General features: G+C 65.0%; 10 protein-coding genes. 5 read left to right on the plus strand and 5 right to left on the minus strand.

Features of this window, described 5'->3' with window-relative positions; all coding sequences use genetic code 11:
- Window positions 1–65: 65 nt before the first annotated feature.
- From Q2M23_RS35725 to Q2M23_RS35735, 3 genes are all read right to left on the minus strand, one after another.
- Entirely contained in the window at window positions 66–2288 is a 2223-nt protein-coding gene (locus Q2M23_RS35725) for an acetate--CoA ligase family protein (protein ID WP_229191108.1), read from the minus strand.
- Window positions 2289–2458: 170 nt separating this feature from the next.
- Entirely contained in the window at window positions 2459–3049 is a 591-nt protein-coding gene (locus Q2M23_RS35730) for a class GN sortase (RefSeq protein WP_057021195.1), read from the minus strand.
- 226 nt (window positions 3050–3275) lie between these two features.
- A complete protein-coding gene (locus Q2M23_RS35735) occupies window positions 3276–5495 on the minus strand; it encodes a marine proteobacterial sortase target protein (RefSeq protein ID WP_410469809.1) in 2220 nt (739 codons plus the stop codon).
- 253 nt (window positions 5496–5748) lie between these two features.
- Here Q2M23_RS35735 and Q2M23_RS35740 point away from each other — a divergent pair, with 253 nt between their 5' ends.
- On the plus strand, window positions 5749–6513 hold the full coding sequence (locus Q2M23_RS35740) for a helix-turn-helix transcriptional regulator (RefSeq protein ID WP_316398537.1): 765 nt from the start codon (window positions 5749–5751) through the stop codon (window positions 6511–6513).
- A 242-nt stretch (window positions 6514–6755) separates the two neighbouring features.
- Here the strand turns inward: Q2M23_RS35740 and Q2M23_RS35745 are convergent, their stop codons facing one another.
- Together Q2M23_RS35745 and Q2M23_RS35750 are read right to left on the minus strand one after the other, a co-directional pair.
- A complete protein-coding gene (locus Q2M23_RS35745) occupies window positions 6756–7976 on the minus strand; it encodes an ABC transporter substrate-binding protein (RefSeq protein WP_316398538.1) in 1221 nt (406 codons plus the stop codon).
- 125 nt (window positions 7977–8101) lie between these two features.
- Window positions 8102–9643, minus strand: a complete 1542-nt coding sequence (locus tag Q2M23_RS35750) for a long-chain fatty acid--CoA ligase (RefSeq protein WP_316398539.1) — start codon at window positions 9641–9643, stop codon at window positions 8102–8104.
- A gap of 215 nt (window positions 9644–9858) precedes the next feature.
- Between Q2M23_RS35750 and Q2M23_RS35755 the strand changes: the two genes are divergently transcribed.
- From Q2M23_RS35755 to Q2M23_RS35770, 4 genes are all read left to right on the plus strand, one after another.
- Window positions 9859–10995 carry an acyl-CoA dehydrogenase family protein gene (locus Q2M23_RS35755; RefSeq protein ID WP_316398540.1) on the plus strand — a complete coding sequence of 379 codons (1137 nt, stop codon included), beginning with the start codon at window positions 9859–9861 and terminating at the stop codon, window positions 10993–10995.
- Between the two features lie 290 nt (window positions 10996–11285).
- Complete coding sequence (locus Q2M23_RS35760; RefSeq protein ID WP_057021200.1) at window positions 11286–12455, plus strand: acyl-CoA dehydrogenase family protein; 1170 nt, start codon at window positions 11286–11288, stop codon at window positions 12453–12455.
- Window positions 12455–13111, plus strand: coding sequence for a glutathione S-transferase family protein (locus tag Q2M23_RS35765; protein ID WP_057021201.1), 657 nt, complete (start codon window positions 12455–12457; stop codon window positions 13109–13111). The genes Q2M23_RS35760 and Q2M23_RS35765 overlap by 1 nt, the downstream gene beginning before the upstream one ends.
- A 173-nt stretch (window positions 13112–13284) precedes the next feature.
- Complete coding sequence (locus tag Q2M23_RS35770) at window positions 13285–14115, plus strand: helix-turn-helix domain-containing protein (RefSeq protein WP_057021202.1); 831 nt, start codon at window positions 13285–13287, stop codon at window positions 14113–14115.
- Window positions 14116–14172 lie beyond the last annotated feature (57 nt).

The raw sequence follows: 14172 nt of genomic DNA on the forward strand, positions 1-14172 counted from the left end.
CGCACCTCCAGCGACAAAGGCGAAGCCTTTGCGCGGGGATGACGGTGATGAATTTGCGATGAACCCTAATGCCCCGCGGCCTTGTTCGCGGCGGCGTTGTTCAGCACGATCAGGCCGTCGACGGCGACGCCGAGCTTGCTGTTGATCAGGAACGGGTTGACGTCGATCGAGGCAATGCGGCCATTGGCGTCGGCCATCAGGTTGGAGAGCCCGACCAGCGCCTTCACTGCCGACGGCTCGTGCAGCGCGGGCTTGCCGCGATAGCCCTTCATCTTGACCCCGGCCTTGGTCCTGGCGATCAGCTCCTTCGCCTCGGCGGCGTCGAGCGGCGCGCCGGCGAGCGCGACGTCCTTCATCAGCTCGATATCGACGCCGCCGGTGCCGAACAGCACGACGGGGCCCATCTCGGCGTCGAGCGAGGCGCCGACCACGAGCTCGAGGTCGGCCTTGACCTGCTGCGCGATCAGGATGCCCTCGAGCTTCGGCTTGCCCTTCAGCTTCTTCACCCGCGCGGTGATGTCGTTGAAGGCTTTCTTCACCTCGGCCGCATTGGCAAGGTTCAGCACCACGCCGCCGATATCGGATTTGTGCAGGATGTCGGGGCTGACCACCTTGGCGACCACCGGGAAGCCGATTTGCTTGGCGATCTTCACGGCCTCCGCCGCGGTCTGCGCGACCTCTTCCTTTGAGATCGGGATGCCATAGGCCTTGAGCAGCTTCTTCGAGGCAACCTCGTCGAGCGCGGCGGCACCGTTGGCGGCCTTCAGCGTCTTCTCCAGCACCGCGCGCGCAGATGCCGTCGAGCTCGACGCGATATCGGGCACTTCCTTGCGCAGGCCGGCATATTCGATCAACGACTTGATCGCGCCGACCGCGCGGTCAAGGCCCTGCATGACCGCGATATCGGGCAGCGACTTGCGCAGCCCCTTGGTGAATTCGGTGAAGCCGATCGACATCGCGCTGATATAGATCACCGGCTTGTTGGCCTGGCCCGCCATCTCGTTGACGATGCGCAGATTGCGCTCGCGCAGCTCGTGCGGCGCCTTCGGCAGCTCGGCATCGATGATGACGATATCGGTGTCGGGATCGTCGATCATGATCTTGATCGACTTCATGTAGACGGAGGGATCGACCACCGCCGCGAAGCCGGCGTCGAGCGGATTGCCGACGATGCTGCCGGGGCCAAGCATCTTCGCCAGCTGCTCCGAGGCGTTCGGACTCAGCGGCGCGAAGTTCAGCCCGGCGGAATAGAACGCGTCGATCAGGAGGCCGCGCTTGCCGCCCGACAGCGACACCGCCGCGAGGCGATTGCCCTTCGGCGGATCGGCATGGACGAAGCACTCGGTGGTTTCGATCAGTTCATCCAGCCCGCGCACCCGGATCACGCCTTCGCGGGTCGAGATCGCATCGAAGGTCTCGATCGAGCCGGCGAGCGCGCCGGTATGCGCCATCGCCGCCGCGCGGCCGCCTTCGGAGGCGCCGAGCTTGAGCGCGATCACCGGCTTGCCGGCGGCGCGCGCGGCCTTGCAGGCATCGCGGAATACCTTCGTGTTCCTGACGCCTTCGAGATAGACCACGATGACACGGATGCTCGGATCGGCGGCGAAATAGCTCATCAGGTCCGGGGTCTCGAGGCCGGATTCATTGCCGGTCGTGACCATGTAGCCGACGCCGACCCCACGATCCTCCAGCGCCTGGCGGATCGCCATCACGATCGCGCCGGATTGGCCGGCGATCGCCACCGCGCCCTGCTCCATGGTGACGATGCGGTCGTCGATATTGGTGAACAGGTTCTCGCCGGCGCTGAGATTGCCGAGGCAATTCGGACCGGTGACCGCAAGCCCGGTCTCCTTGATCGCCTGCTTCAGCTCGACCGCGAGGCGCTGGCTCTCTTCATCCTGCAATTCGCTGAAGCCGGAGGTGACGATGGTCGCCGAGCGCGCGCCGGCCGCCGCCGCATCGCGGATCACCTGCACCGCAAACCGGGCCGGCACCAGCACCAGCACATGGTCGGGTTTTTCGGGAAGGCTAGCGAAGTCCTTGTAGCAGGTGACGCCCCAGATCGCTTCGCGCTTGGCGTTGATCGGATAGAGGCCGCCGGCATATCCGTATTTAACCAGATTGTTCCAGATCCGTTCGGCGTAATTGCCGGGCTTGTCGGTGGCACCGACCAGCACGATGTTGCGCGGATGCAGCATCGCGTGGATGCTCTTGACGATATCACTGGCGTCAGCGGGCGGCGCCCATTCGTGGGACACATGAGACGCGGTGCTTGCGAAAGCTTCCATGGAGCCTGCCCTTATCCTTGTTGTCTTTGTTTCCTCTGGCCACGGCGGATCACCGTGAGGCGCGCGATTTTTCATTGTTTTTATGGCGAGGGAAAGGGGGTAGCAACTCATGCCGGCGCAGGTCAGGGCACCGCGCGCAATATCCCGGCAGGCGCAAAATTGATTGCGTATCAGGAACCCGATCCACGCGGGCGCGAATCCGTTTCGACCAAAGTCGCGTGCAACAGATAACGCTCGGGCCCCGATGTCAGCGCATCGAACGGCCAGCAGGTCGACAGCACCAGTTCACGACGGTCGGTGAGCGGATCGATCCCCGATTGATCGAAGCGGACCACCGAACTGCGATCGGCCCGATAGCGAAACATCTTGCCGTCGCTGCGCGTGACGTCGATCTCGTCACCGATTGTGACATCCCTGAGAAAGTGAAAATGCGTATCGCGGTGAGCGGAATAGACCGCGACGCCCCGCTCGCCGGCATCGACTGTCTGTTCGACATGGCCGGGGCCGAACGCCAGCGCCTGGCCGCTGCTGCCGGCAAGCACGATCGCGGAGGCGTGCAGACGCTTCACCTCGATCCGCGCCACTGGCCAGGTATCGGCCCAGCTCCACGGCCTCACCGGCTGGCCGGTCGCGATGCTTTGTGTGAAGGCGCGCTCCAGCAGCACCTGTGCGAGCAGCGCCTTGGCGTGGATATAGGCGCCCTGGCCGAACAGGATCAGGCCGATGAGGGCGAAGGCGAGGAGTGGGATGAAGCGGGGCATTGTTGCGCCTGTTGCTGTCATTCCGGGATGGTCCGAAGGACCAGACCCGGAATCTCGAGATTCTCAGGCGCGCAAGCGCGCACCATAGTTCGATGCTGCGCATCGCCCCGGAATGACATTGTGGGTTGGAAAAAAGTTGCGCGCGCGGCCCCTGGGGGACGGGTGGGAACGCCGCGCGCGCTCTTGAAGGAGGAGGTTGGGGGGCACCTCCTCCTTTCATCCGACGTCATTGGGGCGACGTCTGATGCCGGTTGAACACCAGGAGGAGAATGCTCACCGTGAGCAGGATCACGCCCGCGATCATCTTCAGCTCCGCATCGGTCGCGGTCTTCGGCAGCTGGATCGTGCCGGGACCTTGCGTGGCGACCGGTGACCGCTTCAGCGCAGCGAGCTGCAGCTTGCCGTCGCCGGCGTCGGCGCGCCGCTCGCCCGGGACGGCCGGCAGACTCGGACGCTCGCCGAACAGCTTCGCGAAATCCCAGCCGGCGGGCAGGTTGAGCGGGAGTTCGCTCAACTTCAGCGGCTCGCCTTCCGGGCGGCTCGGCGTCTTGTCGACCGCGACAAGGCTGGTCAGCCGCGTGACGAGCTGATGCTCCAGCGCCAGCGCGAGGATGGTCTTGTCGGCGTCCTCGGGGTTCTGCTGCCGCGTGGTGCGCGCCACTTCGGCATCGGCGATCTTGCGCCGGGCCCACAGTTTCGACAGGCCCTTGCCTTCAGCGGCATTCGCGAGCGGCAGCGTCACGCTCCACGGGCGATCGCCGATACGGCCCTTGATCTCGACCGAGCCGGCCAGCTTGTCGAGCTTGGCGGCCAGCACCAGCGGCTCGTCGCGATAGACGTCAGGCAGTGCCGACGGTGTCAGGTCGGCCGTCGCCTCGGAGAATTTCGCGGAGAGGCTAGTCACCGCGGGATTTTCCAGCTTGGCGAACAGGCCGCGCATGCGCTCGTCGACCTGCTCGACCGAGCCGATATGGGTGAAGGTGCCGCGGCCGAGTTCGGCGGCGCGCGTCATCAGATAGGTGTTCGGCGCCGAGCCGATGCCGACCATGAACACCCGCGAGCGGCCGCGCAGCGCGCTGATGGTCTCGAACAATTGCTGCTCGTTGCCGATGGCACCGTCGGTCAGGAACACGACCTGACGGACGTAATTGGCGTCGTCATGGTTGGTGTCGGACAGCGCTGCGCGCATCGCCGGCACCATCTCGGTGCCGCCGCGGGCCTGCAGCGCGCTGACGAACGCCGTCGCGTTGCCGATATTGGCGTTGTTTGCCGCGACCGGTGCCGGATACAGCGTGTCCATGGTGTCGTCGAACCGGATCACGTTGAAACGATCGGTCGGCTGCAAGCGACCGAGCGCGTAAGTCAGGCTCGCTTTGGCCTGGATGATCGAGGTGCCACCCATCGAACCGGAATTGTCGATCACGAAGATCACTTCGCGCGGCAACGGCTTCTGTTGCGCCTGCTCGACCGACGGCGGGGTGACGAAAGCGAGCAGATAGTCGGAATTGCCGACATGCTCGCGGAACAGCCCGACCGACGGCGCCTTCTCGGCGGCCGGCTTCCAGGTGAGCTCGAAATCACGATCGGCCGGCACCGGGCCTTCGGCGAGCTTGACGAGCCGCGTGGTGCCGTCGGGGCTCTCGATCCTGACCTGGTGGAAATGGCTCGTCACCTCGCCGAGCGCGAAGCCGGCGTTCAGATGCACCGTGATGTTGGTCGGATTGACCGGCGCATTCTCCGCCGGATCGAGCACTTGCGAGGCAATGCGGTCGCGGTCCGGCACGGGATCGGTTGACGTGGCGCCCCAGCCGTTGCCATCGGCGCGGAGGTCGACGCTCTGCACCACCGGGCGCGGATTGTAGCGCGGGCCGACCACCATCGGCACCCGCAGCGAGAACTCGCTGCCGTTCTGCTGCACCGGCTCCTGATATTCGATCTGCACCAGCACGGTTTCGCCGGGGCCGATATTGGCGACCGAATTGGTGAAGATGTTGGGCCGCTCCTGTTCGGTGAGGGCGGCCTTCTGGCCGTTCTGCTTGGCTTGCTCGTAGATCGCGCGCGCCTGCTGCCGCTCCTTGATGTCGCCGACCACGACGCGGTCGCCGACCACCATCTTCAGCGTGTCGACCGCGCCGCCCGCCGGCAGCGGATAGACATAGGTCGCCTCCACCCAGTCCTTGGTCGGGTTGCGGAAGATCTGCGTGACGCGGGCGCGGACCGTCGGACCCGACACCGTGAGGTCGACGTCGATGCCGAGCCTGGTCGCGTCGGCATAGCCGTCGTCGGTCTTGAACAGCAGCGAGCCGGAACGCGCATCTGATGGACGCAGCGCCGCCTGTCGCGGCAGTTCGGCCGACCACACCGGATCGAAACTCACGAACAAGGCCGCAAAGCCGATCACCAGCGCGGCCACACCTTCCACCAGAAAGAACAGCGCAATGCGCATCCTGCGCGACAGGCGGATCTGCGGGCTGCTCTCACATGCATCGTAAATCGTCATTTTCGTCACTCCCGAGCGAGGCTTTCGCTGCCTCGCGATCATGGAGAACGGCGGTTTTGGCGCGAGCAGAATGATCGGCAATGATTAGCCGCCGTCCGGCGCGGCCCGCCGCCGGCTGAGGCGGATTTGTGCGGTTTGGTGATGGATTGTCCGGTCTGCTAGACTGCGCGGAATCAAGGGGAACCGGGCAGGAATCTGGATGCCGACGCCTGATAAGCAGCTATCCGCCGAGCAGAGCCAGCAGGTCGCGGAGACCATCCGCGAGGAAATCGCGCGCCGCCGCATCTCGCGGCAGACGCTGGCCGAGCAGGCCAAGCTCAGCCTCTCGACCCTGGAGAAGGTGCTCGGCGGCCGCCGCCCGTTCACGCTGGCGACCACCGTGCGGCTGGAGCAGGCGCTGGGTGTGTCCTTGCGCAAGCTGCCGGAGACGATCACGGTGGCCGCACCCGCCAATGGCGGGATTGCACCCGACGGCCTCGGGTCCTATTCGCGCCGTGCGGTGGCGCGGATCGAAGGGACCTACATCACGGTGCGGCCGTCGTTCGGCGAGCAGGGCGCGCTCTACGCCTATCGCACCGAGATCGCCTGGGACGAAGCGGCGTCATCGCTCGGCTTTCGCGAGGGCGAGCGGCAGGACGCCGACTATACGCAATACGGCGAAGTCGCGGTGCCCAATGAATCCGGCTTCGTCTACCTCGTGACCAACAGGCACGGCCAGCATCGCGTGATCACGGTGTCGCGCCCGCGCAATTCCGGCGAGATGTACGGCATCATCACGACGCTGCTCGCCGGCCGCGGCTCGCTGCTGACGCCGGTCGCCGCGCCGATCGCGTTCCTGCCGGTGAAGAACGTGCCCAAGCCAAGCCTCGGCCGGGTGTCGGCGGATGATGCGAACTACGCCACCTATCGCGAGCATCTGCGCCGGACGATCGATGAGCCGTTCGCGATCTTTTTGCCGGGCTAGCAACGGCAGGGTTAGCTCCGTCATCCTTGCGGCGCGATTGCGCCGCTGGGCGAGCCTCGAAGGATGCGCGGCCACCGGCCGGCCGTCGACCCTTCGAGACGCCGCTTCGCAGCTCCTCAGGGTGACGGTGAGATAGCTTGCGCGTCGCTCGGCTTGGCTTCACCCGCGATTCGCAAAACAAACGAAGCCGCCCGGATGGGCGGCTTCGCGATGGCTGATGTTTGGTGGCGGTGCGCGTCACGCTAGCCGCCGGTCTCGGCGCTGATGATGTCGCCGAACAGCTCCCACTGCCCGTTCTTGAACTGCATCATCTTGAGCTGCTCGACCGGCGCGAAGTCGGTCGCGCTGGTGTTGATCCTGATGCCGGGGATCAGCGTGTCGGGCGCAAAATCCTTCAGGCTCGCGGCCTGCTTCATCACGTTATCACGTGTCAGGTTGTCGCCGGCCTGCTTCAGCACCTGCACCATGGTCTGCGCCGCGGCGTAGCCATAGACCAGATTGGCGTCGGCGAGGTTGGCGCCCGGCATGTACTTCTCGGCGAAGGCCATGAACTTCTTCATGCCCTCGTCATTCTTCCATTGCGGATCGGACGCGTCCTTCAGATAGCCGGCCGACAGCACGCCTTCGGAAGCTTCAAGCCCGGCGGGCTTCATCACCGCGCCGATCGAGATCGAGACGTCGGTCATCACCTGCATCGGCTTCCAGTTGAGCTCGGCGATCTTCTTGATCGCCTGCGCCGCGAATTTCGGCGTCGAGATGTTGACGAACACGTCGGCGCCGGTGTCCTTCAGCTTGACGATGTGGGAGTCGATCGACGGCTCGGTGGTCTCGTAGCTCTCTTCGGCGACGATCTTGACGCTCGACTTGTCGAGGATCTCCTTCAGGCCGACCAGGTAATCCTTGCCGAAATCGTCATTGGCATAGAAGATCGCGACCTTGGCATCCGGCTTGGCCTTCAGGATGTACTTGCCGAAGATCCGCGCCTCGACGCGATAGCTCGGCTGGAAACCCATGGTCCACGGGAAATCCTTCGGATCGTTCCACTTGCTGGCGCCGGTGGCGAGGAACAGCTGCGGCACCTTCTTGGCGTTGTGATACTTCTGCACCGCGGTCTGGGTCGGCGTGCCCAGCGCGTTGAACACCAGGAACACTTCGTCGCTCTCGATCAGCTTGCGGATCTGCTCCACGGTCTTCGGCGGGGAGTAGCCGTCGTCATAGGAGATCCAGTTGATTTTGCGGCCGTTGATGCCGCCCTGGTCGTTGATCATCTTGAAATAGGCTTCTTCGGTCTTGCCGATGACGCCGTAGGCGGAGGCGGGACCGCTATAGGCCTCGACATTGCCGATCTTGATCTCGGTGTCGGAGGCGCCGGTATCATACTTCTTTTGTGCAAAGGCGGCCTGGGTGGAGAGCAGGCAGAGCGCCGTGGCGGTTGCCAGCAGCGACAGTGTTGTTGTTCTCATAAAGGAAATTTCCTCGATTGATCTTGGTTGGGGACTTACGCAACGAACCCGCAGCCGGTCCCGGCAGACGGCAGCGGGGCAATCCTTGTCGCGGCGAATTCCGGAACGCGCGGCGCGCGTCTGGCTCACCCCGCGGTATCGGTTGGCTTCGGCCGGCTGAATTGTTGCCGGAGCGTCGGCTTATGAATTTTGCCTGTCGCGTTTCGCGGCAGGACCTCGATGAATTCGATCAGGCGCGGGCATTTGAACCGCGCCAGATTGGCCTGGCAATGCGCGTGGACCTCGGCCGGGGTCAGCGAATGGCCGGATTTCACGGCGATGATCGCCATGCCGACTTCGCCCCATTGCTCGTCGGGGATGCCGATCACGGCGGCTTCGGCGACGGCCGCCATTTGATGCAGCACGCTCTCGACCTCGGCCGGATAGACGTTCTCGCCGCCCGAGATGTACATGTCCTTCCAGCGGTCGACGATGTAGTAGAAGCCTTCCTCGTCGATTCGCGTGGCGTCGCCGGTGTGCAGCCAGCCGTCGGTGAAGGAGGAGGCATTGGCGTCCGGCCTGTTCCAGTAGCCCGGCGTGATGTTCGGGCCCTTGACCCAGAGTTCGCCGAGCTCGCCGACCGCGGCGTCGCTGCCGTCGGGCCGCACGATGCGGACCTCGGTGTGCAGCACCGGCTTGCCGGAGGAGCCGGCCTTGCGCGCGGCATCCTCGCGGTCGAGCACCATCACCGCCGGCGAGGTCTCGGTCATGCCGTAGCCCTGCTGCAGTGCGACGCCGCGCGCCTCCCAGGTCTTGAGCAGCGGCACCGGCATCGGCGCGCCGCCGACGCCGCCGATCACGAGGCGGCTGAAATCCGCCGTAGCGAAGGACGGGTGCTGCGCCATGAACTGGTAGATCGCGGGCACGCCGAAGAACACGTTGATGCCCTGCGCGGGATCGTCGATCAGCTTCAGCGCCTCGCCGGGATCGAACGCGCGCATGATCAGCACGGTGCCGCCGGCATGCAGCACCGGGTTGGTATAGCAGTTCAGACCACCGGTGTGGAACAGCGGCAGCACCGTGAGCAGCACCGAGGCCGGCGAGATGTAGGCGGGGCCGCCGAGATTGACGCAATTCCAGAACGTCATCCCATGCGTGATGATCGCGCCCTTGGGCTGGCCCGTCGTCCCCGAGGTGTACATGATGGTCGAGATGTCATCGAGCATGACCTCCTCGAACCGTTCGAGCGGCGCGGCTGCCGCGATGCCGGTCTCATAGGCGCCGCCCGGGCCGAGCTTCACGGTCGCAGCGACATTGCAGAGCTTTGCCACCGCAAGCGCGGTCTCGGCGAGGTCGTCGTCATGGATCATCACCTTCGGCGCGGCGTCGCCGGTGATGTAGCGCAGCTCGGGAACGGTGAGGCGGGTGTTGAGCGGCAGAAAGATCGCGCCGATCCGGAAGCAGGCGAACTGCACCTCCAGCGTATCCGTCGTGTTCAGCGCCAGCACCGCGACGCGGTCGCCGCTGGCAACCTTGAGCCCATCGCGCAGCCAGGCCGCGAGCCGCGACACGCGGGCGTCGAGCTCCGCATAGCTGAAGCGGCGTCCGCTGGCGAGATCGACAAGCGCCATCTTGTCCGGCGTGCGCCGGCGATGATGCGCGATCCAGTCGTAGTAACGAACCGGCAAATTTCCCTCCTCCGGAACGGCAGTCTTGCGCCGCCTGTTCCTGGCTCAATTGATGCCATGAATTGGCAGTGGAGGGGGCGTATAAGGATACTGTCTTGCGTTTAGTGGCTGGCAAATCGCCGGACCGGGCGTCGGCACCGATGGCAGCCACTCGACGCAAGTGAACCGGGAGAAATCCGGACATCGTCGGAGGGAAGAATCAACGGAGCACGCGGATGGCAAACCCGTTCTACACCGGCGAGCATGAGGCCTTTCGCGAGGTGATGCGGCGCTTTGTTGCCAGGGAAATCGAGCCTTATGCCCATCAATGGGACGAGGACGGCGAGTTTCCGCGCGAGCTCTATGCCAAGGCGTCCGCGATCGGGCTACTCGGCCTCGGCTTCCCGGAAGAATATGGCGGCATCGCCGCCGACCAGTTCATGAGAATCGTGGCCTCGCAGGAGCTGGCGCGTGCCGGCGCCGGCGGCGTCTCCTCGAGCCTGATGAGCCACACCATCGGTTCGCCGCCGATCGCCCGTGCCGCGCGACCCGAGGTCAAGGCGCGGGTGCTGCCGGAGGTGCTCGCCGGCAAGAAGATCTCCGCGCTCGCGATCACCGAGCCGAGCGGCGGCTCCGACGTCGCGAACCTGCGCACCAGGGCGCGGCGCGACGGCGATCACTACGTCGTCTCCGGCGAGAAGACCTTCATCACCTCGGGCATGCGCGCCGACTATCTGACGGTCGCGGTGCGCACCGGCGGCGAAGGTCCCGGCGGCGTCAGCCTGCTGTTGATCGAAGGCAATACGCCCGGTCTGTCCCGCACCAAGCTGAAGAAGATGGGCTGGTGGGCGTCGGATACCGCGACGCTTCACTTCGACGAATGCCGCGTGCCGGTCGAGAACCTGATCGGCGAGGAAGGGCAGGGCTTCAAGATCATCATGCAGAACTTCAACAGCGAGCGCATGGGCATGGCGGCGAGCTGCACCGCCTATGCGCGCGTCTGCCTCGACGAGGCGGTCGCCTATGCCAAGGAGCGCAAGACGTTCGGCAAGCCGATCGCGCAGCACCAGGTGATCAGGCACAAGATCGTCGACATGGCACAGAAGGTTGCGGCCTCGCAGGCGATGCTGGAAATGCTGGCATGGCGGCTCGGCCAGGGCGAAAGCCCGGTCGCCGAGATCTGCATGATGAAGAATCAGGCGACCCAGACCATGGCGCATTGCGCCTCCGAGGCGGTGCAGATCTTCGGCGGCGCCGGCTTCATGCGCGGCGTCAAGGTCGAGCGTATCTACCGCGAGGTCAAGGTCAACGCCATCGGCGGCGGCACCGAGGAGATCATGAAGGACCTCGCGAGCCGGCAGATGGGGTTGTGATCGCGTCAGGTGATGATGTGGTCGCGGCGAAAAGGCGGATTGTGAACCCTCCCCCTGAAAGGGGGAGGGCAGGGTGGGGGTCAAGCCGCGAGTCGGACTGCTAGTTTGACCCCCACCCGGCCCGCTCGGCATAGCCGAACGTGCCGACATCCCCCTTTCAGGGGGAGGTGAGAAGGCAAGGTCATTCCGGGGCGCGCGCCAGCGCGAACCCGGAATCCAGAGGTAATGGATCGAGATTCCGGGTTCGATGCTTCGCATCGCCCCGGAATGACAAAGGATAGTTCGAGAACATGCTCTTCACCGCCGACCACGACGAACCGCGCCGCGCTCTACAGAAGTTCATCGCGGCCGAGATCAATCCCCATGTCGACGAATGGGAGAAGGCCGACATCTTCCCGGCGCATGAGCTGTTCAAGAAGCTCGGCGATCTTGGCTTCCTCGGCCTCAACAAGCCGGTCGAGTTCGGCGGCCAGGGACTGGATTATTCCTACGCGCTGATGATGGCCGAGGAGCTAGGCGCCATCACCTGCGGCGGCGTGCCGATGGCGATCGGGGTGCAGACCGACATGGCGACGCCGGCGCTGGCGCGGTTCGGCTCCGACGAGGTGCGGCGCGAATTCCTCAGCCCGGCGATTGCCGGCGATCAGGTCGCCTGCATCGGCGTCTCCGAGCCCGGCGCCGGCTCCGACGTCGCCTCGATCAAGACCAGTGCGCGCGCCGACGGCGACGACTACGTCATCAATGGCGGCAAGATGTGGATCACCAACGGCACCCAGGCCGACTGGATCTGCCTGCTCGCCAACACCAGCGACGGCCCGGTCCATCGCAACAAGTCGCTGATCTGCGTGCCCATGAAGACAAAGGGCGTGCAGATCGCGCGCAAGCTCGACAAGCTCGGCATGCGTTCGTCGGATACGGCGCAGATCTTCTTCGACAATGTCCGGGTGCCGAAGCGCAACCGGATCGGCGAGGAGGGCCAGGGCTTCACCTACCAGATGATCCAGTTCCAGGAGGAGCGGCTGTGGGGTGCGGCCGCCTGCCTGAAGGCGCATGAATTCATCATCAACGAGACCATCGACTACACTCGCAACCGCAAGGCGTTCGGCGGCTCGATCCTCGACAATCAGGTGGTTCACTTCAAGCTCGCGGAAATGCAGACCGAGGTCGAGCTGCTGCGCTCGCTGATCTATCGTGCCGGCGAGGCGCTGGTGGCCGGCGAGGACGTGACGCGGCTCGCGACCATGGCCAAGTTGAAGGCCGGCCGGCTCGGCCGCGAGCTTACCGATGCCTGCCTGCAATATTGGGGCGGCATGGGTTTCACCAACGAGACGCCGGTCAGCCGCGCCTATCGCGACAGCCGCCTGACCTCGATCGGCGGCGGCGCCGACGAGGTCATGCTCATGGTATTGTGCAAGATGATGGGCACGCTGCCTGGCCTGAAGCAAAAGGGAAACGCCTGATGATCACGCTCTATCACTGCGACGCCGCGCGCTCGTTCCGTCCGCTGTGGATGCTGGAGGAGCTCGGGCTTGCCTATGAGCTGAAGATGCTGCCGTTCCCGCCGCGCGTGTTCGCCAAGGAATATCTCGGCATCAATCCGCTCGGCACCATCCCGTTCATGATCGATGGCGAGACCAGGATGACGGAGTCCTCCGGCATCTGCCATTATCTCGGCACCAAATACGGCCCGACGCCGCTGATCGTCGGCGTCGACGAGCCGGCCTATGGCGCGTTCCTGAACTGGATGTATTTTTCCGACGCGACGCTGACCTTCCCGCAGACGCTGGTGCTCCGCTACAGCCAGCTTGAGCCGGAGGAGCGGCGCAACCCGCAGGTCTCGGGCGATTATGCAAAATGGTTCCTGGGCCGCCTGCGCGCGGTCGAGGCCGCCGCCGCGAAGTCGGAATTCCTCTGCGCGGAACGCTTCACCGCGGCCGACATCGCCAACGGTTATGCGCTCCGTCTCGCCAGCAATATCGGCCTCGCCAAGGATTTCGGGCCGAATGTCGCGGCCTATTGGGCGCGGCTGCAGCAGCGCGACGGTTACCAGCGTGCGGTCGCGGCGGAGCAAAAAGCCGGTCAGGAACAGAACGTTGCGCCGCGGGCGCGGCTTTAGCGCTCGTCATTCCGGGAGGGTGCGTTAGCACCAGACCCGGAATCTCGAGATTCCGGGTTCGATGCTGTCGCATCGCCCCGGAATGACGACGTTTCGTTGCAGTGACAGCGTGCGAATTTGCGTTATGGTAGCTCCGCCGCAGCGGCCAAAGAGCCGCGCGAGGAGGAACCGCCATGGACGCGATCGTGGACGCGAAGTGCCAGAGCTCCAGCCAGCAATCCGGTCACCGGATGCTGATCACGCCGGAACGGGTGTTCTATGCCGGGCTGCTCGGACGCCCGCGCGAGCGCTGTCCCGGTGCATTCCATGTCTATGTCGCGATCCGCGACGGCTTGCATCTGTCGACCAGCGAAGGCCGCGAGTCGCATGGCGAGCTCGCGGTGACGATGCCGAACCTCCGCCACACCATCACCAGCGAATATCGCTCGGCGATCTGCGTCGCGATCGAGCCGGAAAGCGTGCCCGACGGCACGCTCGAAGCCGTCGCCCGCCGTCTGCAAGGATCGGACTCCCATCTGTTCGCCAATCGCATTCGCAACGCCTATGCGACGCTCGCCGAGATGCAGCATCGCGATGCGATCGCGAATGCCGAGTTCGACACCATGTGCTTCGGCGACGCGCTGCCGCAGCGCGTGCTCGATCCGCGTGTCGTGCGCGCGATCGGCCGCATCGGGCAGTTCTCCGGCGAGCCGGTAACTGCGGCGGGCTGCGCCGCCGAGGCCGGGCTATCGCCCTCGCGCTTCCTGCATCTGTTCAAGGAGGAGACCGGGATTTCGTTCCGCTCCTTCCGCGCCTGGAAGCGCGCGCGGCATCTGCTGCACTTCGCCAACCAGGACATCAACCTCGCGCATCTCGCGCAGGATATCGGCTATCCCGATAGCACGCATTTCAGCCACTCGATCCGCCGCTTCTATGGCTTGAAGCCGCGCGCGATCTTCTCCGGCTCGCGGGACCTTGCGATCTACCGCACCGGGCAAACCGCGAGCGAGCGCGCGCTGACGTAACCTCCGCTGTCGTCCCGGCGAACGCCGGGACCCATACCGCGTGATCTATCCGTGATG

This window comes from Bradyrhizobium sp. 33ap4, assembly GCF_032654765.1.
Taxonomy (GTDB): Bacteria; Pseudomonadota; Alphaproteobacteria; order Rhizobiales; family Xanthobacteraceae; genus Bradyrhizobium; species Bradyrhizobium australafricanum.